Annotated in this window: 18 protein-coding genes; 10 read left to right on the top strand and 8 right to left on the bottom strand. The window is 69.4% G+C overall.

Going from position 1 to position 19,197, the window contains the following annotated elements; genetic code table 11:
• Nucleotides 1-8 precede the first annotated feature (8 nt).
• Genes ON33_RS07880 through argC form a run of 6 tightly spaced genes read right to left on the bottom strand, consistent with a single transcriptional unit; the run spans nt 9 to nt 5,829 of the window.
• Nucleotides 9-539, bottom strand: coding sequence for an arginine repressor (locus ON33_RS07880; RefSeq protein WP_051151767.1), 531 nt, complete (start codon nt 537-539; stop codon nt 9-11).
• A complete protein-coding gene (gene argF, locus ON33_RS07875; RefSeq protein WP_040856938.1) occupies nt 536-1,480 on the bottom strand; it encodes an ornithine carbamoyltransferase in 945 nt (314 codons plus the stop codon). The genes ON33_RS07880 and argF overlap by 4 nt, the downstream gene beginning before the upstream one ends.
• Entirely contained in the window at nt 1,477-2,670 is a 1,194-nt protein-coding gene (locus ON33_RS07870) for an acetylornithine transaminase (RefSeq protein ID WP_040856936.1), read from the bottom strand. The genes argF and ON33_RS07870 overlap by 4 nt, the downstream gene beginning before the upstream one ends.
• Nucleotides 2,667-3,566 carry an acetylglutamate kinase gene (gene argB, locus ON33_RS07865; protein WP_040856934.1) on the bottom strand — a complete coding sequence of 300 codons (900 nt, stop codon included), beginning with the start codon at nt 3,564-3,566 and terminating at the stop codon, nt 2,667-2,669. Before argB ends, ON33_RS07870 begins: the two co-directional genes overlap by 4 nt.
• Nucleotides 3,563-4,771 (bottom strand): bifunctional glutamate N-acetyltransferase/amino-acid acetyltransferase ArgJ, encoded by a 1,209-nt coding sequence (gene argJ / locus ON33_RS07860; protein ID WP_040856932.1) that lies wholly within the window; start codon nt 4,769-4,771, stop codon nt 3,563-3,565. The genes argB and argJ overlap by 4 nt, the downstream gene beginning before the upstream one ends.
• The gene (gene argC, locus ON33_RS07855; RefSeq protein WP_040856930.1) at nt 4,768-5,829 is read right to left on the bottom strand and encodes an N-acetyl-gamma-glutamyl-phosphate reductase; all 1,062 of its coding nucleotides are present in this window, start codon (nt 5,827-5,829) and stop codon (nt 4,768-4,770) included. The genes argJ and argC overlap by 4 nt, the downstream gene beginning before the upstream one ends.
• Nucleotides 5,830-5,917: 88 nt before the next feature.
• Between argC and ON33_RS07850 the strand changes: the two genes are divergently transcribed.
• Nucleotides 5,918-7,651 (top strand): LCP family protein, encoded by a 1,734-nt coding sequence (locus ON33_RS07850; protein ID WP_040856928.1) that lies wholly within the window; start codon nt 5,918-5,920, stop codon nt 7,649-7,651.
• A gap of 54 nt (nt 7,652-7,705) precedes the next feature.
• Here ON33_RS07850 and ON33_RS07845 read toward each other — a convergent pair whose 3' ends face one another.
• Complete coding sequence (locus ON33_RS07845) at nt 7,706-8,584, bottom strand: RNA polymerase sigma-70 factor (protein WP_040857109.1); 879 nt, start codon at nt 8,582-8,584, stop codon at nt 7,706-7,708.
• Between the two features lie 145 nt (nt 8,585-8,729).
• Here ON33_RS07845 and ON33_RS07840 point away from each other — a divergent pair, with 145 nt between their 5' ends.
• The 9 genes from ON33_RS07840 (at nt 8,730) to ON33_RS07800 (ending at nt 17,465) form a co-directional block, all read left to right on the top strand.
• Nucleotides 8,730-9,218: a nitroreductase/quinone reductase family protein gene (locus tag ON33_RS07840; protein ID WP_051151766.1), complete on the top strand. Its 489-nt coding sequence runs from the start codon at nt 8,730-8,732 to the stop codon at nt 9,216-9,218.
• 39 nt (nt 9,219-9,257) lie between these two features.
• Nucleotides 9,258-9,668, top strand: a complete 411-nt coding sequence (locus ON33_RS07835) for a hypothetical protein (RefSeq protein WP_040856926.1) — start codon at nt 9,258-9,260, stop codon at nt 9,666-9,668.
• 21 nt (nt 9,669-9,689) lie between these two features.
• Nucleotides 9,690-10,253 (top strand): hypothetical protein, encoded by a 564-nt coding sequence (locus tag ON33_RS41020; RefSeq protein WP_040856924.1) that lies wholly within the window; start codon nt 9,690-9,692, stop codon nt 10,251-10,253.
• Nucleotides 10,254-10,299: 46 nt separating this feature from the next.
• Nucleotides 10,300-10,995 carry a TetR/AcrR family transcriptional regulator gene (locus ON33_RS41015; RefSeq protein ID WP_169336787.1) on the top strand — a complete coding sequence of 232 codons (696 nt, stop codon included), beginning with the start codon at nt 10,300-10,302 and terminating at the stop codon, nt 10,993-10,995.
• Nucleotides 10,995-11,933, top strand: a complete 939-nt coding sequence (locus tag ON33_RS07820; protein WP_281033192.1) for an SDR family NAD(P)-dependent oxidoreductase — start codon at nt 10,995-10,997, stop codon at nt 11,931-11,933. Before ON33_RS41015 ends, ON33_RS07820 begins: the two co-directional genes overlap by 1 nt.
• Nucleotides 11,923-13,554, top strand: a complete 1,632-nt coding sequence (locus tag ON33_RS07815; protein WP_040856923.1) for an AMP-binding protein — start codon at nt 11,923-11,925, stop codon at nt 13,552-13,554. The genes ON33_RS07820 and ON33_RS07815 overlap by 11 nt, the downstream gene beginning before the upstream one ends.
• Before the next feature lie 249 nt (nt 13,555-13,803).
• Nucleotides 13,804-15,360 carry an FAD-dependent monooxygenase gene (locus tag ON33_RS07810; protein ID WP_245550350.1) on the top strand — a complete coding sequence of 519 codons (1,557 nt, stop codon included), beginning with the start codon at nt 13,804-13,806 and terminating at the stop codon, nt 15,358-15,360.
• A gap of 120 nt (nt 15,361-15,480) precedes the next feature.
• Nucleotides 15,481-16,356, top strand: coding sequence for an alpha/beta fold hydrolase (locus ON33_RS07805; protein WP_051151764.1), 876 nt, complete (start codon nt 15,481-15,483; stop codon nt 16,354-16,356).
• Between the two features lie 38 nt (nt 16,357-16,394).
• A complete protein-coding gene (locus ON33_RS07800) occupies nt 16,395-17,465 on the top strand; it encodes a GlxA family transcriptional regulator (protein WP_051151785.1) in 1,071 nt (356 codons plus the stop codon).
• A gap of 196 nt (nt 17,466-17,661) precedes the next feature.
• Here the strand turns inward: ON33_RS07800 and ON33_RS43150 are convergent, their stop codons facing one another.
• A complete protein-coding gene (locus ON33_RS43150) occupies nt 17,662-19,143 on the bottom strand; it encodes a type III PLP-dependent enzyme domain-containing protein (RefSeq protein ID WP_051151763.1) in 1,482 nt (493 codons plus the stop codon).
• Nucleotides 19,144-19,197: the final 54 nt, after the last annotated feature.

The raw sequence follows: 19,197 nt of genomic DNA, 5'->3' as shown, positions 1-19,197 counted from the left end.
AGCCCGATTCAGGCCAGCTGTTCGATCTTGGCGGCAAGTTCCGCGCCGGTCATGGGCTCGCGGGCGATGACGGCGATGGTGTCGTCACCCGCGATGGTGCCGACCACCTCGGGCAGCGCCGCGCGGTCCAGGGCGCTGGCCAGGAAGTGGGCGGCGCCCGGCGGGGTGCGCAGGACCGCGATATTGCCGCTGGCGTCGGTCGAAACCAGTAGATCCCCCAGCAGTTTCGAGAGGCGTTCGGTGCCGCCGGTGACGCCGCGGACGGGGCTGCCGTCCTCGGGGACCACGTAGACGCCCGCTCCGCCGTCAGCCGCGCGCAGCTTCACCGCGCCGAGTTCGTCGAGGTCGCGGGACAGCGTGGCCTGGGTGGTCTCGATGCCCTCGGCGGACAGCAGCACCGCCAGTTCCGACTGACTGCGCACCTCGTGCTGGGAGAGGATCGCGATGATCCGCGCCTGCCGTCCGGCGCGGGTGCGGGCGATGGCCGCACCCGACCTGCCGGATGCCGGTGCGGCCGTGCGTCGTTCGCCGCTGCTCACCTCTCGCCTCGCGCGAATCGCTCCAGCAGCCACACCAGCAGCGCCTTCTGCGCGTGCAGCCGGTTCTCGGCCTCATCCCAGACCGCGCTGTGCGGGCCGTCGATGACCTCGTCGGTGATCTCCTCGCCGCGGTGCGCCGGAAGGCAGTGCAGCACGGTCACATCCGCGGCCGCGCGGGCCAGCAGCTCGGCATTGACCTGGAAGGAACGGAACGGGGCTACCCGGTCGCGGCCGTCGTTCTCCTGGCCCATGGAGGTCCAGGTGTCGGTGACCAGCGCGTCGGCGCCCTCGGCCGCGGCCTGCGGGTCGTGGGTGATGGTGATGGTCGCGCCGGTCTCGGCGGCCCGCTTCTGGGCGGCGTCCACGATCCAGCCGAACGGTTCGAAACCCTCGGGGGCGGCGATGGTCACGTTCATACCCGCGGTCACGCCGCCCAGCATCAGCGAGTGCGCCATATTGTTGGCGCCGTCGCCGAGGAAGGTGAGGTTGCGGCCCCGCAGGTCGTCGCCCTTGCGTTCGCGCAGCGTCTGCAGATCCGCCAGCACCTGGCAGGGGTGGAATTCGTTGGACAGCGCATTGACAACGGGAACCGTTGCGGCGCCTGCCATTTCGTCCAGGCGCGCCTGCTCGAAGGTGCGCCAGACAATGGCGTCCACGTACCGGGACAGCACACGGCCGGTGTCGGCGAGGGTCTCCTCGCGTCCGAGCTGGGTGTCGCGGCCGTCGACCACGACGGCGTGCCCGCCGAGCTGGGCGATGCCCATCTCGAAGGAGAACCGGGTGCGGGTGGAGTTCTTCTCGAACATGACCGCGACGCCGCGCGGGCCTGCCAACGGCCGGCGCGACTGCGGCGCGGCCTTCAATTCCGCTGCCAGCGCCAGGATCTCGGCCTGCTCGGCGGGGGTGACGTCGTCGTCACGCAGAAAATGCCGGATGGTCACTTGGACTCCTTCAGGGCCTGGGCGGCATCGAGGATGCCGGGCAGGTCGGACAGGAAGTTCTCGGCCTGGGTCTCGGTGAGCACCAGGGGCGGAGCGAGGCGGATCACATTGGGCTTGGCCGGGTTCAGCAGGTAGCCGGCCTCCCGGGCGGCCAGTTCGACCTCGGCGGAGGCGTCGGCGGTCAGCTGGATGCCGATGAGCAGACCGGCGCCGCGCACGTGGTCGATCAGCGGGTGACCGAGGTGCTCGATCCCGTCGACCAGGATCTTGCCCACCGTCTCCACGTGCGAGAGCAGCCCCTCCTCGTCGATGGTCCGCAGCACGGCCAGCGCGGCCGCCGCGCACACCGGATTGCCGCCGAAGGTGGTGCCGTGCATGCCGGGCTGCAGCAGCTCCGCGGCCGGGCCCTGGGCCAGCACGGCGCCGATGGGCAGCCCGCCGCCGAGCCCCTTGGCCAGGGTGATGACATCGGGCACGATGCCCGCGGCCTGGTGCGCGTAGAACGCGCCGGTGCGGCCGATACCGGTCTGCACCTCGTCCAGGATGAGCAGCGCGCCTTGCTCTTTGGTGATGGCACGGGCCTTGGCCAGATAGTCGGCCGGGGGCACGACGACACCGCTCTCGCCCATGATGGGCTCGAGGAACACCGCGGCCGTGTCCTCGTCGACCGCGGCGGCCAGCGCCAGCGCGTCGCCGTAGGGCACGTGGATCACGCCGGGCGGCATGGGCTCGAACGGTTCCCGCTTCGAGGGCTGACCGGTGAGGGCGAGCGCGCCCATGGTGCGGCCGTGGAAGGCCTCCTCGCAGGCGATGATCTTCTTGCGCCCGGTGAGCCGCGCCATCTTGAAGGCGGCCTCGTTCGCCTCGGTGCCGGAGTTGCAGAAGAACGCCCTGCCGTGCCCGTCACCGAAGTGCGCGAGCAGCCGCTCGGCCAGCTCGATCACCGGTTCGCTGGCATACAGATTCGAGACGTGGCCGAGCGTGCCGAGCTGCTGGGTGACCGCGTTCAGGATGGCCGGGTGGGCGTGGCCGAGGCTGTTGACCGCGATGCCGCCCAGGAAGTCGATGTAGCGCTTGCCGTCGGCGTCGTAGACGACCGCGCCGGCGCCGCGCACCAGCGCCACCTTCGGCGTGCCGTAGTTGTTCATCAGGGCGGCGTTCCACCGCTGCTGGATGTCGGCTGTGCTCATGAGATCTCCTGTGCGGGGGTGACCATCGTGCCGATGCCTTCCCCGGTGAACAGTTCCAGCAGGACCGAGTGGGCGACGCGCCCATCGATCACGTGTGCGGTGGGGACGCCGCCCTCGACGGCGCGCAGGCAGGCTTCCATCTTGGGCACCATGCCCTCATCCAGCGACGGCAGCAACTTGGCGAGCGCGCCGGTGTCGATGCGCGAGGTCAGCGAGGACCGGTCGGGCCAGTCGGTGTAGAGGCCCTCCACATCGGTGAGGATGACCAGCTTCTCCGCGCCGATGCCCTCGGCCAGCGCGGCCGCGGCGGTGTCGGCGTTGATGTTGTGGACCACGCCGCCGGCGTCCGGGGCGATGGTGGAGACCACCGGAATCCGGCCCGCCGCAATGAGATCCAGCACGGCCTCCGGCTTCACCTCGGTGACGTCGCCGACCAGGCCGATATCGGTGGCCTCGCCGTCGACCTGCACGGTGCGGCGGGTGGCGGTGAACAGCCCGGCGTCCTCGCCGGAGATGCCGACCGCGTACGGGCCGTGAGCGTTGATGAGCCCCACCAGTTCCCGGCCGACCTGCCCGAACAGCACCATCCGCACCACGTCCATGACCTCGGGCGTGGTGACGCGGAAGCCGCCGCGGAATTCGCCGGTCATGCCGAGCTTCTTCAGCATCGCACTGATCTGCGGGCCGCCGCCGTGCACCACCACCGGGTGCACGCCGACGGTGCGCAGGAACGCCATGTCGGCGGCGAAGGCCCGCTTGAGCTCGTCGTCGATCATGGCGTTGCCGCCGTATTTGACGACCACGATCTTGTCGCGGAACTTCTGCAGCCAGGGCAGCGCGTCGGCGAGGACGTGCGCCTTGTCGAAGGCCGAAAGCTGTTTCACCACATCGCTCATGAGCTGTAGGCCGAGTTCTCTTCGACATAGCCGTGCGAGAGGTCGGTGGTGCGGACGGTGGCCTCGCCGTCGCCCAGGCCCAGCTCCACCAGCACCTGGATGTCAGGGCCGGACAGGTCGACCTCACGCGCGCCCGGCGCGCCCACGCCGTCGATACACACCGGAGATCCGTTGAACGACACCGAGACCCGGTTCGGATCCAGTTCGATGGGCGCGATGCCGATCGACGCCAGCACCCGGCCCCAGTTCGGGTCGGAGCCGAAGAAGGCGGTCTTCACCAGGCTGTCGCGGGCCAGCGCCCGCGCCCCGATGAGCGCCTCCTCTTCGCTCACAGCGCCTTTCACGGTGATGTGCACGCGCTTGGTGACGCCCTCGGCGTCCGACATGAGCTGCTCGGCCAGGTCGTCGCAGACCGCGAGGACGGCCGCGTTCAGATCCGCCTGGCTCGGGGTGACGCCGGAGGCGCCGTTGGCCAGCAGCAGCACGGTGTCGTTGGTGGAGCAGGAGCCGTCCACGTCGAGCCGGTCGAAGGTGTACTTCGCGGCGTCGCGCAGCGCCTCGTCCAGCTGCTGCGGCGTGGCGACCACATCGGTGGTGATCACCACGAGCATGGTGGCCAGCGACGGCGCGAGCATGCCCGCGCCCTTGGCCATGCCGCCGACGTTCCACTTGTCCCGGTGGTGGAAGGCCGCCTCTTTCGGCACGGTGTCGGTGGTCATGATGGCCCGCGCGGCCTCCGCGCCGCCGGACAGGCCGCCGCCCATCTCGTGCACGATCTCGGTGACGGCCGGGATCAGCTTGTCCATGGGCAGCCGGTCACCGATCAACCCCGTGGAGCAGACCGCGATCTCGCCCGCACCGGTCTCGGTGCCCCAGTTGCTCAGCGCCTTCGCCAGTTCCTCGGCGGTGGCGTGGGTGTCCTGGAAGCCGCCCGGGCCGGTGCACGCGTTGGCGCCGCCGGAGTTCAGGATGACCGCGCGCAGATGGCCGCCGGTCAGCACCTGCTGCGACCACAGCACCGGCGCGGCCTTGACCTTGTTGCGGGTGAACACGCCCGCGGCCGCGTACTCCGGGCCCTCGTTGAACACCAGCGCCAGGTCCGGCTTGCCGCTCTTCTTGATGCCCGCGGCGATGCCCGCGGCCCGGAAGCCCAGCGGTGCGGTGACGCCCTGGGTCCGCACCAGCTTGCCGTTGTCGATAGTCACGGTGCCACTCCTACGGTGGAAAGTCCTGCGGTCTCGTCGATTCCGAGCGCCAGGTTCATCGATTGCACCGCGGCGCCCGCGGTGCCCTTGGTCAGGTTGTCGATCGCGCCGATGACCACCAGCAGTCCGGCGTCGGTGTCGACGGTGACCTGGAGGGTGACGGCATTGGAGCCCAGCACCGAACCGGTCTGCGGCAGTACGCCTTCCGGCAGCAGGTGCACGAACGGCTCGTCGGCGTAGGCCTTCTCGTAGACGGCCCGGGCCGTCGCGGCGTCGACGGTGGTCGGGGCGGTGCAGGTGGCCAGGATGCCGCGCGGCAGCGGGGCCAGCACCGGGGTGAACGACACGCTCACGTCGGTGCCGGATCCGTTGGCGGCCTTGAGGTTCTGCGCGATCTCGGGGGTGTGGCGGTGCGCGCCGGCGATGCCGTAGGCACGCAGCGAGCCCATCACCTCCGAACCCAGCAGGCCCACATCGAGTTTGCGGCCCGCACCCGAGGTGCCGCTCACCGCAACCACATTCACGCGCGGTTCGATGATCCCGGCCGCGACGGCGGGGGCCAGCGCCAGGCTGGACACGGTCGGGTAGCAGCCGGGGACGGCGATCCGGGTGGCGCCGCGCAGCTGCTCTCGGCCGCCGGGGAGCTCGGGCAACCCGTAGGGCCAGTGGCCGGCGTGCGGGGTGCCGTAATACTTCTCCCACGCCGCCGCGTCGGTGAGCCGGAAGTCGGCGCCGCAGTCGATGATGATCGTGGATTCCGGCAACGCCGTGGCGATCGCCGCGGACTGCCCGTGCGGCAGGCCGAGGAAGACCACATCGTGGCCCGACAGCTCCTCGACGGTGGTGGGCGCGAGCACCCGATCGGCCAGCGGCAGCAGATGCGGCTGCAGCTCACCCAGGGTGGTACCGGCATTGGATCCCGCGGTCAGCGCCCCGATCTCGAGGCGCCCGCTTCGATAGGCTGGATGACCGAGGAGCAGGCGCAGGACTTCACCGCCCGCGTACCCGCTCGCACCAGCTACCGCGACCCGCAGGGGCCCGTTCGAGGTATCCACCATGTGATGATTATGCACGACTGTGCAAGCTCATTCACAACCGGGCGGAAATCTGACAGAGCGCGCCGCTTACGGCACACTCGACAGCGCCATGTACGACGACGCCACCCAACCGCTGCCGGTCGTCGGCCCCCAGCCGGGCCGCACCCGCCGGGCATCGGAGACGCCAAACCCGACTCCCCGCCGTTCACGGCGTGCCGAGGCGGACTCCACCAGCCGGCGCGCGGACAAGCGGCGCACCGCAGGCAAGCGTGACAACACCGACAGCAAGAAGGATCACAGCGGCGGCAAGCCCGAGCGCACCGCGGCCCAGCTCGAGCGGGACAAGCGGCTGCGGCTGGCCGGACGCGGCATCACGGCCCTGGTGGCGGCGGGCGTGATCGGGGTCACCGGTCTGGTCTGGTACGGCCGCAACGACTTCGATCAGGGCTTCGTCCGCTCCGGCGCGATCGCACCCGAGGACGTCAACCTCGACGGCGACATCAATATGCTGCTCATCGGCCTGGACACCCGGAAAGACCTGAACGGCAACGATCTTCCCAAGGAGATCCTGGACCAGCTGCACGCCGGCGACGGCACCGAGGGCGGCTACAACGCCAATTCGCTGATCCTGGTGCACATTCCGAAGGACCTGAAGCACATCATCGCGTTCTCCATCCCGCGCGACGACTACGTGCCGGTGCAGGGCATCCCGGGCTACGACCACGCCAAGATCAAGGAGTCCTACGGCCTCAAGAAGTACACGGTCGAGGAGAAGCTCAAGGCGAAGGGCGCGACCGAGGGCCCCGATCTGGAGCGTCAGGGCCGGGAGGCGGGCCGCGCCAGCATCGTTCAGACTGTGAAAGCCCTCACAGGCGTGCCTATCAACCGGTTCGCGGAGATCTCCCTGGCCGGCTTCTACGATCTGGCGACCGCGCTCGGCGGCGTCGACGTCTGCCTCAATCACGCCGTGGACGACAGTTACTACTCCGGCGCGCAGTTCCCGGCCGGCCCCCAGCACCTGGACGGTTCCGACGCGCTGGCGTTCGTGCGGCAGCGGCACGGGCTGGAGAACGGCGACCTCGACCGCACCCACCGGCAGCAGGCGTTCCTGACCTCGGTCGCCAACTCCATGAAAAGCTCGGGCACGCTGGCCAATCCGGGCCGGCTCAAGGCGCTGATGGATGTGGCGCACAAGGACGTCGTGCTCTCCGACGGCTGGAGCCTCACCGATTTCGCCACCACCCTTGGCCGCGCGGAGAGCCCGACCGTGGAGTTCCGGACGCTGCCGGTGCTGCGCTACGACACCGTCGACGGCCAGGACGTGAACGTCATCGATCCGGTGGCCATCAAGAAGACGGTGCGCGAGGCGTTCGGCGTCTCCACCCCGGCCGCGCCCAGCGCCCCGGTCACAACGCCCACCTCGACGCTGGACGTGGTCAATGCCAGCGGCACCCCAGGCCAGGCCGCCAAGGTGTCGAAGTTGCTGACCGCCAAGGGATTCCCGGCCGGTGACGTCGCCAACGCCACGTACGCCGACGGCACCACCTCGACCGTCTACTACGGCACCGGCGCCGACACCGACGCCAAGCAGCTGTCGGAGATGTTCGGCGGCATCCCGGTGAGCCCGTCCACCGAGGTGTCCAGCGGGCACGTGAAGCTCGTCGTCGGCTCGGACCTCGAGATCCCGTCCTCCCTGGACCCGACCGCGGCCACCACCAGCCCGACCACCACCGCGGGCGGCTCCTCCACCAGCGCCGCGGCCACCGACACCACCACGGACGCACCGGATTCCGGCAAGCCGGTCACCACACAGATCGGCTCGAAGATCCCCTGCGTGAACTGATCATTCCCGACCGGCCGTCGAAATCCTCGGTCACGCAGGGATTCAGCAGCCGGTTCAGCGCTCCAGGGCGCGGGTCAGTTCGGCGGTGCTCAGCTTGTCCGGGTTGCGGACGGCGTAGAGACCGGTGATGCGGTCGCCGGTGGTCTCGATCAGTTCGACTGTGTCGAGACGACCGTCGCGGGTGCGCAGCAGGAGGGCGGGCAGGGCGTTGTAGAGGCCGAATTCGACGGTCATGTCGGTCAGGTTCCGGCGGCTCAGCCCGATCAGGTAGTGGGCGACGCGGTCCGCGCCGACGACCGGGCGGCGCGCCGCGCTCACCTTGCCGCCGCCGTCGGCGATCTGGACGACGTCGGGGGCCAGCACATCCATCAGGGTTTGCAGGTCACCGGTTTGCGTGGCGTGCAGGAACCGGCCGATCACCTCGCGACTGGTCTCGGAGTCGGGCTCGAATCGCTTACGCCGCGATTGCACGTGCGCACGAGCCCGGTGCGCGATCTGGCGCACGGCGGCATCGGATTTGCCGACCATGCCGGCGATTTCGACGAGGCTGTGGCCGAACACCTCCGAGAGCACGAACACCGCACGCTCGGTGGGGCCGAGGGTTTCGAGCACCAGCAGCATGGCCATCGAGACCGATTCGGCCAGCAGCACATCCGTACTGGCGTCGGTTTCGGTGCGGATGGGTTCGGGCAGCCAGCTGCCGACATAGTCCTCGCGGCGGCGGCGCACCGTGCGCAGGTGGTTGAGCGCCTGCCGGGTGACGATGGTGGTGAGGTAGGCGCGCGGATGCTCGACGCGTTCCGGATCGGTGTCGCGCCAGCGAAGATAGCTGTCCTGCAACACATCCTCGGCGTCGGCGGCGCTGCCCAGCAGCTCGTAGGCGATGGTGAACAGCAGCGGCCGCAGCCGATCGAAGGCGTCCACCCCGCTCATCGGTCCGGTGTCAGCGCCGATGCTCATATCCGCAGCCTAATCACGAACCGGTCGCCCCGGCACCCGCGAAAAGGACCGCTACGTCAACTCACTGGACGCCATGTACAGTGAGCCCGGTACGACCGTTGACCCGAGGGGACCTCCAATGACCGGCACCGATTCCGGCCCGCTGACCCTGGCGGGTCGATTCAACTACTACTCCAGTACCCATCTCGGCGGAGTCGCCCGCTTCTACGCCCGCCTGCACCGCCGCCTCTTCGACCGTTTCGGCGGCACCCGCTTCGCCACCCTCTTCGGCCACCCGGTCCTCGAATTGATCGTCCCCGGCCGCAAATCCGGCGAGCCCCGCCCCGTCATGCTCATGCTGGTCCGCTCCGGCGATGACCTCCTGGTCTGCGGCTCCAACGGCGGCCACCCCGGCACCCCCAACTGGTGGAAGAACCTCCTCGCCGCCGACACCCCCCACGTCCGCATCGGCCGCGATACCTTTCCCGTCACCACCCGCGTAGTCACCGACGACACCGAATACGCCACCCACTGGCAAACCCTCACCGCCGCCTACCCCCACTTCAACACCTACCGAGCCCTCAGCCCCCGCCACTTCCCCATCGCCGTCCTCACCCCCGCCAGCTGAACCATGCGATGATCACCGCCATGACGACCCGAAAGGCTCATGGCCGCTAGGCATGTCCTCGCGCTCCACGCGCGGCTCCCGGACCGCTACGCCCACCTCGAGCTCCTCGCCTCCACCATCGATTTCCGTGGCCGCCTGCCGGCATTGCTCGCCGATCCGGCTCAGCCCGTGCCACCGGCCTCCACATCACCTCTCTCCGGCCCGAATTACGATGCGACCGTTGTCATCTGCGACGCCGGCCACATCACCGAGATCCCGCTGCGGCGTCTCGATCTCCGCTTCACGGCGCTCGACACGCTCGGCACGGGCGTCGTCCTCGCCGCGGCCCGAATCCCCCGCGCCTGCCCCGACGAACGGACCGGCCACGGGCCAGTCCCCGCGGACGAACTGAACCTCACGCACAATGTCCGGCTCTTCGATGCCTCCGGAGAGCCGACCGGGTCGTTCTAGGCCGGCGACGCCATCGACGAGATGATCACCGATCCAGCCGGTCGAATCTGGATCAGCTATTTCGACGAGGCCGGCTTCTGGGCGCCCGACGCGAACGGCACTCGCTCCCTGCAACTTCCGGTCGGCCCGGCCCGCTGGGACACCTGGGATGCCGCGCCCTGGCCGGCCGCCCGGCACACCTCCGGAGTGTTCTCGCCGGATTGCTACGCGCTCAATGTGGGCCGCGCGCGCGTTCGAGCCTGCCCGTACCCCGACTTTCCACTGGTCGAGCTCGAATCCCGTGGATTCCGTTCCACCACAGCAACTTCGGTCGAGTACTGCCACGGCGTGGCGGTATCGGGTGATGACTTCGCCTTCTTCCATCCGCATGCGGGTCGCAATGATCCGACCGGGTGGGAGATCGTCCGTGCCCGGCGGGAAGGAGGCGCGATCGTCGAGATCGGCCGGGAGGAGTTGTTGCTGCCCGATGGACGGCGGCCCGGCGGTTGGCCGATTGGCAAGGTCGGGCGGGATTCCGGGCTGTGGTTGTGGAAGTTGGGTAGTCCGCGGGAGTGGTATCGCTACGACCTGGGCGGAAGCTGGTGAGAATCAGTTCTTGAATCTGGTTCAAAAAGTTGGTTATGCTGCGCGGGTGGCTGAACTTGAACGGGATTCAAAAAGTGGGTCGCGGGCGGTTCAGGTGAATCGGCGGGGGCGGCAGTCTCGGGCGGCGCTACTGGAGGCCGGGCGCACCGCGTTCTCGGCCAAGCGGTACGAGGAAGTGTCGATCGCGGAGATCGCGACGGCGGCGGGGGCCGCGGTGGGGTCGGTCGGATATCACTTCGGGGGGAAGTTCGAGTTGTATCTGGCCGTGCACGAGGCGGTGTTCGAGGACTTCTGGGATCGGCTGCAGGAGTTGCGTGGGCCCGCGATGGAGCGGCTGACGCTGGGGTTCGGGATCTACCTGGATTTCGTACAGCAGCACGGGACCGCGTTGATCATGACGCCGCGCGCCGGGGCCGATGAGCGGTTGCTGGCTCAGCACGAGCGGCATCGCGACCGGCTGGTGGCGGCGCTGCTCACCGAAATCGTTTCCGCGGGTGACGGTTCCGCCATCCGGATCGGGATGGACGGGTGGCTGGCGTTCGTGGAGGGCGCGACCGCGCGCTGGCTCGCCGAGCCGGACCGGAATCGCGCTCAGCTGCAGACGCTGGTGCTCGCCGCCGGATTTGCCACGGTGCAAACGACTTTGGCGCTCGACCCGTCCATCACCCTGACCTCCCGCACCATCGCCGCCCTGCTGGACCTGAACGGGGCGCAACGCACCGAACGAAGAGAGACGAGCTAGTGGACCTTCTCCACCGACCCAACAATGCTCTGGCGGCCGGGCCCATAGGCCGCGCCGCCGCCTGGCTGATCGGCCCGCGCGGCATCTCCGACCCCGACCGGCTGCGCCGCGAGGTCGAGGGCAAGATCGCCGTGGTCACCGGCGCTTCGCACGGTCTGGGCGCCGAGACCGCCCGCATGCTGGCCGCCGCCGGGGCGACCGTCGTGCTCGGCGCGCGCTCGGTCGATCAGCTCGAAGCGGTGGCGCGGGAGATCACCACGGCGGGCGGCAAAGCGGTGGCGATCCGCCTGGACCTGGCCGACCCGGATTCGATCTCGGCTTTCGCCGAGGACATCCTCGCCCGCTTCGACCATGTCGACTATCTGATTCACAACGCGGGCAAGTCATTACGCCGCTCCATCCATCTGTCCTACGACCGGCCGAAGGATCTCGTCGCCACCTCGACCGCCAACTACCTCGGCCCGATCCGACTCACGCTCGCCCTGCTGCCGAGCATGCGGGCCCGCCGCAGCGGCCACATCGTGAACATCTCCACGGTCGGAGTGCTCTTCCCGGCCGTGCCGAAGTGGGGTTTCTACCTGTCCTCCAAGGCCGCCTTCGACGTGTGGCTGCGCGCGGTGGGCATGGAGGCCCGGCCCGACGGGGTCACCCTCACCACCATCTACGCGGGACTCATGCACACTCGGATGAGCGCGCCCAGCCGCTGGATGTCCGCGATGCCGGGCCAGTCCCCCGCCGAGGCGGCCACCGGCGTGGCACGGGCGCTGATCACCAAGCCGCGCATCATGATTCCCGCCTACGGGTACGCGACCTCGGTTCTCACCCCGATTCTTCGGGTACCGCTGGAGGTCGCCTTCACCGCCGTCTACCAGCGACTCGGGGACACCGACGCCGCTCTCCGCGCTGTGAACGGGAAGGGCGCGGGCGATGCGCACTAGAACGCTCTTCGATTGGGCCACAGCTCTTTCCGCGATCACGACTTCGGGTGCGCTACGCCCGATCGGCCCGACGGCCGCGGTCTCGATCGCGCGCGGCTACCAGGCGTACGGCCCGTCGTTCGGTCTGCTCCTGGCGGTGTCCGCGGCCCGGCATCCGGATCGGATCGCCCTGATCGACGAATCCGGCGCGGTCACCTACCGCGAGCTCATGATTCGCTCCGAAACGATTGCGGCAGCGCTGCATTCACTCTCACCGAACCTGCGAACGCTGGGCATTCTGTGCCGCAATCACCGAGGCTTCCTCGAGGCGGTGATCGCGGGCAGCCGCCTCGGCTGTGAGCTGGTCTTCCTCAATACGGAACTGCCGGCCACCCAGCTGGCCCGCATTCTGGAACGGCACGCGCCCGATGTCCTCGTCCACGACGACGAGTACCTCCCGGCGATCGCCGAGGCGGGCTATCCCGGCACGCAGCTGCGCGGCTGGCGTGAAGCCGAGGTCAAATCCGAGTTGCCGACCCTGGATCAACTTGCGCGGCAAAGACATCCATCTCCGCCACCGGCCCGGCAGCCCGCTCGAATCACCCTGCTGACCTCGGGCACGTCCGGCATGGCCAAGGGTGTCGCCCGCAAGATCGGCTTGCGTCCCGCGCTGGAGGCGGCAGCCTCCCTGGCTTCGGCCGCCCGCCTGTCCGATCGCGATATCGCCGTCGTCGCGCCCCCGTTCTTCCACGGTTTCGGCCTCGGTGCGCTGGCCGGTCAGCTGGCCCTGGGCGCGACAGCGGTTACCCGCCGCCGATTCGATCCCGAACTCGCCCTGGCGGATATCGAGCGACACCGAGCAACCGTGTTCATCGGCGTCCCGATCATGATCCAGCGCCTCGCCGCCCTCCCCGACGACATCCGCCGCCGCTACGACCTGTCGTCCCTGCGCCTGGCTCTGACCGGTGCGGCGCCGATTTCGCCCGACACCATCGCGAAGTTCCTGCGCCACTTCGGTCCCCGCCTGGTCAACGGCTACGGTTCCACCGAGGCGGGCGTCATCTCCATCGCCACTCCGGCCGATCTCGAGCACTCCGCCAAGACTGTCGGACGCCCCATTCTCGGTGTCTCCGTACGCATCCTGCGCGCCGACCGCACCCTGGCCGCGGTCGGTGAGACGGGCACGATCTTCGTGCGCGGCGGCCTGGGATTCAATGGCTATACCGCCGATGGCGCCGGCTCCGCCCCTGTCAAGGAGGTCCGCGACGGCTACGTCAATGTCGGCGACATGGGCCGCGTGGACGCGCAGGGCCGTCTCTACATCGTCGGCCGCGACGACGAGATGATCGTCTCCGGCGGCGAGAACATCTATCCCCGTGAGGTCGAGAACGCGCTGTCCGAGCACCCCGCCGTCGCCGATGTCATCGTGGTCGGCGTCGCCGACCCCGAGTACGGGCAGGTGCTGCGGGCCTATCTGGTCACCACAACCGCCGACCCGGGCGACGATGCGCTCAAACAGCACATCCGCGCCCGCCTCGAACGCTACAAGGTGCCCAAGCAGTTCGTCCGCCTGCCGGAGCTCCCCCGCAATCCCAGCGGAAAAGTGCTGCGCCACAAGCTCGGCGAGCAGGCCGCTTCCTGATTTCGGAGGTTGCGGCCTCCCACTGCCACCACAACCGGATGGCCAGGGCCCAGCCCGTTTTCGCGGTGGCGTTCATGCGACTGGGCCGGTACCGAAACAGCCCATCGGGCAACGGACGACGAGCAAACACGGATTCGGTGATCCGCTTCCCTCTTCAACGTATATCGCACCCCTGGGCTTGCGGCAAGACCCCCCGCATACCGCAGAATCGCTGGCCGTAGCCGGAATCCGTGGAATGGAGCAGCGCGAGTGCGTGTGACGAGTGCCGACGTGATCATCGCGGGCGCGGGCCCGACGGGCCTGATGCTGGCCGCCGAACTGCTGGCGGCCGGGGTACGGCCGGTGGTCCTGGAGCGCAGCCCGCAGCTGCGGACGGTGCCGAAGGCCAATGGTTTCAGCGGGCAGATCCTGCAATTGCTGGGCTATCGCGGATTGCTGGACCGGTTCGAAGCGGTCGGCGCGGCGGTCGCCCCGGCCGCGGCCTTCCCGTTCGGCGGACTGCACGTGGACCTGAGCCCGCTGCCGGATCCACCGCTGCGCGCCCTGCACCTCCCGCAACCACGACTGGAGCAGCTGCTGGACGACCTGGTGCGTGAGCGCGAAGGGGAGATCCGGCGCGGGCACACCGTGACCGGGATCGACCAGGACGACGCCGGGGTCACCGTGACGGTGTCGGGCCCGGAGGGCGAATATCAGCTGACCGCACACTATGTCGTGGGCTGCGACGGTGCGCGCAGCAAGGTCCGCGAACTGGCGGGAATCCCCTACCCCGGCATCACCTATCCGGAGGTCAACCGCCTCGGCCAGGTCGCCGTGGCGGCCGTGACCGTGCGGGACACCGGCGATCTGGACATCGAGGGGCACGGCGTCGTCCCGGCCGGGTTCACCCGGACCGATCGCGGCGTGTTCGCGGTCGGCTCCCTCGCCACCGGCATGCTCATGGTGCAGACCACCGAGGACACCGCCACCGAGACCGACGACAACGAGCCCCTGACCCTGGACGAGCTGCGCGACAGCATCCGCCGAGTCCTGGGCGTCGATCTGCCGCTGGGCGATCCGATCCGGCTGTCGCGCTATCAGTTCCAGGCCCGGCAGGCCGAAAGCTTCCGCGCCGCAAGGATTCTGGTCGCCGGTGATGCCGCGCACACCTTTCCCGCCACGGGTGTCGGCCTCAACGCGGGCATGCTCGACGCGGTCAACCTGGCCTGGAAACTGGCCGCCGACATCGACGGCCGCGCCCCGGCCGGACTGCTCGACACCTACCACGAGGAACGCTCCCTCGCGGCCGCCCGCACCATGATCCACACCCAGGCGCAGGCGGCCCTCCGCCGCGGCGACGACCCAGCGGCCGAAGCACTGCGCACGGTATTCCAGGAACTCCTCACCGACGACCCCGCCCTGCGACGCCTGGGCGCCATGATCGCCGGCGCCGACATCTGCTATCCCCTGCCGAACCCCAACGGCCACCCCCTGACCGGAGCCTTCACCCCCGACCTGCTTCCGCACACCGATACCGCCCCGCTCCTACCCACCCCCCGCCCAGTCCTCCTCGATCTCGCCGACCGCGCGGACCTCCGCGATATCGCCGAGCAGTGGAGCGACCGCATCGACATTCGAACCACCACCACCGACGCCCACCCCGCCGACGCCATCCTCATCCGCCCGGACGCCCACATCGCCTGGGCCGCAACCCCCGCCGAATCCCCCGACACCGCCGCCCCCGCACTACGAGCCGCACTCGCCACCTGGTTCGGCGCACCGACGCGGGAGACGGTGCCGAGCGCGGCAAACACGGTCAGCGACTGACTAGGTCGGCCACACCGCTGATTCGTCCGGACCGAGCGCTCGGACCGGTCCGGTTTCCGGCGTTCAATTTCGGCATGCCGCAAGTGCGGCCGGAACGAAATCGCTTGGAAGGAACGGGAAATGACCGAGTTCGTGGCGCTCGAGCACGGGCGGATCGCGTGTGATGTGGTCGGGGACGGGCCGCTGGTGGTGCTGTCACATGGAATGGGGACATGGCGGCAGGAGTTCCGGCATCTGGTCGGGCCGCTGGTCGGTGCTGGGTATCGGGTGGTGAACGCGGATATGCGGGGGCATGGCGAATCCAGTCCGGGCTGGCCTTCGGTGACGGGGAAGGAAGCCATCAGCCGGACCGACGTGGCCCGCGACCTGCTGGGTGTCATCCGGCATTTCGGGGGACCCGCGGTCATCATCGGGCATTCGCTCTCGGGAGGTTCAGCGACCATCGCCGCGGCCGAGGCCCCGGAGCTGGTGAGCGCGATCGTCGAGATCGACCCGTTCACCCTCACCCAGCGGCTGCACCTGGGCACCATGGTCACCAGCCGCCGGTACCGCCGTGGCATGCTGCGGCTGTTCGCCACACAGGGCTTCAAGTCCTTCACCTGGTGGTTCCGCTACCTCGACATCGCCTATCCGACCAAGCCCGCCGATCAGGACAGCTATCTGGACGGACTGCGGACCGTCCTGCGCCGGCCCGGGCGCTGGACGGAATTCATGAAGACCGGCGCGACCACGCCCGCCGACGCGCATGCCCGCATCGGCGATATCCGTTGTCCCGCGCTGGTTCTCATGGGCGTAGACGACCCGGACTTCGCCGATCCGCGGGCCGAGGCGGAAGCGGTCGTGGCGGCCATGCCGCCGGGACTGGGTCAGGTCGCCATGGTCGAGGGCGCGGGCCACTACCCACACGCGCAGTGCGCCGATCGGGTGGCCGAACTGGTCATCCCGTTCCTGGATCGCCACACCATCCGGCACACGGCCGAATCGATCAGCCGCTGACCATGGCCGCCACCCGGCCCGACTGCGATGATGGCGGGGTGCCCGCGCCCCGCACCATCGTCTTCGTTGTCTACCAAGGCATGCAGCTGTCCGAGCTGGCCGGGCCGCTGGATGTTTTCGCACTGCTCAACGGTGTCCGCGAGACACCGCCCGAGTTGCTGCCGCCGGTCCTGCGGCAGCATCCGATCAGCGCGGCGGACGGCCCGGACGGTGCACCGGCGCCGCTGCCCTACCGGCTGCTGACCGCCTCACCCGGCGGCCGCCCGATCACCGCGGACGGCGGACTGACCCTCTCCGTGGAGCATTCGCTGCACGACATCGCCGCCGGCGACGACTTCGACACCCTGATCGTCGTGGGCGGCATGGTCTCGGGCCCGTCCGGCGCCGAGGTGGTGCCGGAGCTGCCCGCCCTGGCCCGCAAGGCACGGCGGGTGACGTCGGTGTGCGCGGGCGCGCTGCTGCTGGCCGCCGCCGGACTGCTCGACGGCTACCGGGCCACCACCCACTGGGCCTCGACCGACCTGATGGCCCAGCACTATCCGCGAGTCACGGTAGAACCGGATCGCATCTATGTCCGTGACCGCAATCGCTGGACGTCGGCGGGCATGTCGGCGGGCGTCGACCTGGCGCTGGCCCTGGTCGAGGACGATTACGGCCGCGAGGTGGCCGCCATGATCGCGCGGCTGTACGTGGTATTCACGCGACGCCCCGGCGGGCAGGCCCAGTTCAGCGCGCAACTGCGCACCCAGCCCGCGCGCACGCCCGCCATCCGCGCGGTGCAGCAGTGGCTGCCCGATCATCTCGACGCGGACCTCGGGGTGGCCGAGTTGGCCCGGCGCGCGGGCATGAGCGAACGCCATTTCGCCCGCGCCTTCCGACTCGAAACCGGCAGCACACCCGCGGCTTTCGTGGAGGATCTGCGCGTCGAGGCCGCCCGCCGACTGCTGGAATCCACCGAGCTGACCATCGGCGCGATCGCCCGCCAGGTCGGCTACCGGCACGGTGAGACGCTGCACCGGGTGTTCGCCCGCCGCCTCGCCACCACGCCCGAACGCTACCGGCAGCATTTCGCCACCGGCGCGGCTCAATTGGCGGGGACGAGCGAGTAGATCCACCAGGGGCGTTGTGGCAGTTCGAATTTTGTGATAGCTGATCCAGTCGCCGGTCTCGGGCGAGCGCACCCGCAGGGGCCGGCGGGCGACCTTCTCCGGCGGAACCTCGGTGGACCAGAAGCGATCCCACTCCGGCGCGGCACCGCAGCGCTCGACGATGGCCGCCAGCCGGTCGGGCGCGTGGGCATCCCGCTCAGAAATACGTGTGCAGGAAGTCGACGATCCGCGGCCGCTCGGCGTCGGCGTCGTCGATCACCGGGATGAGCCGCCACTTGTCGAACGCGGTGCAGGGATGCGAAAGGCCCAGTCGCACCACACTTCCCACCGGAACCTCGTCGTCCGACGCACCCGGCAGCCGCAGGAAGGCGTGCTGATCGTTCAACGCCGAAACATGCGCGCCAGCAGGCAGCGAAGTGGGCGCGCCTGCCGAGAACCCGGTGTTCGCCGGTCCCGCCATTCGCTGCGGGACCGGCAATCCCAGATCGAACGGAACATCGCGCCGTCCGGCATCGAGCAGCGCGAGTTCCGCTTCCGGGCGGGACACACAGCGTGCCCATCCATGCATGGCCGACCGCAGCGGATGCTCCGCGTGCCCCGCGGCCAATGGTGAGATCCCGGAGTAGAAGCCGTCATCGTGCACCAGATACGCACCGGACCTCAGCACCACTGTGGTCGGAACCCCTTGTACGCCTTCCTCATCCGCCAGCGCCGCCAGCCGCTCCACGACGAGGTCCGGATATGCGCTGCCACCCGCGGTCACGATCGCACGACGGCGGGCTCGATCAGTCCGGGAATTCGATCCATCCGGGGCGGAATCGGCGGGCGCGGACGAATCGGCCATGGGATCCGCCGCCGAAAGCGAGGCTTCCTCCGCGCGGCCGACCACAGGCTGGAATACGAACTCGTCGTATCTGCCCGCGGCCATGAGTTCCTGGTGCAGGGTCGCGAGCTCGTCCAGGTAGTGCCGCACGGCCGCAATGGCTTCCGGGGTGCGGTCATGAGCGAGTGCGGCCTCATAACCCCCGACCCCGGCGAGGCGCAGGCGCGATGACCTGTGGACCACTTCGGCTACGGCATGGGCGGCGGCCAGACCGCGGGCGCCGGTACGGCCGTGCGGGCCACCGAGTTCCACGACGACGTTCAGCTGGACCCCGTCGGGCGCGGACTCGAGATGCCGCTCCATTTCCTGGACCGCATCGACGCCGTCGACCCAGCTGTAGAGCTCGAAGTCCGGGTCTATCGCGATTTCCTTTGCCGCCCAGTGCAATCCGACAGGATCCACAAGCGTGTTGGCCAGCACGATGCGGTCGAGGCCGAACGACCGGCCGACCTGAGCCTGCCAGCCGGTGGCAAGGGTGATAGCCCAGGAGCCGGCCTCGAGCTGTTCGGCCCACAGCTGGGGCGACATGGAGGTCTTGCCATGTGGGGCGAGCCGGACGCCGGCGGCGCGCGCCCAGTCGGCCATGACGGCCCGGTTCGAGTCCAGCGCCGAGCGGTCCATGGTGAGCACCGGCGTCTGCAGGTCGTCCAGATGGGGATTCGTGGCCAGGTATTCGCGGACGGTCAGCCCCCAGGCGGCCGGGGGCAGCGACTTGTGCCGCGGGCCCAGAACAGCGTCGCCACCGGCGAGGACGCTGTCGCTGAGAGCTGTGGAGACTCCCTTGTCGAGGGCCACGACGCTCCTTTCGGTCGAAGCAACCTTGCATTGCTCGAATCGAAGCAATCATGC

The sequence above is a fragment of the Nocardia niigatensis NBRC 100131 genome (assembly GCF_000308655.1).
GTDB lineage: Bacteria > Actinomycetota > Actinomycetes > Mycobacteriales > Mycobacteriaceae > Nocardia > Nocardia niigatensis.
Note: the sequence above shows the minus strand (reverse complement) of the source record. Positions and strands in the feature narration are given on the sequence as shown.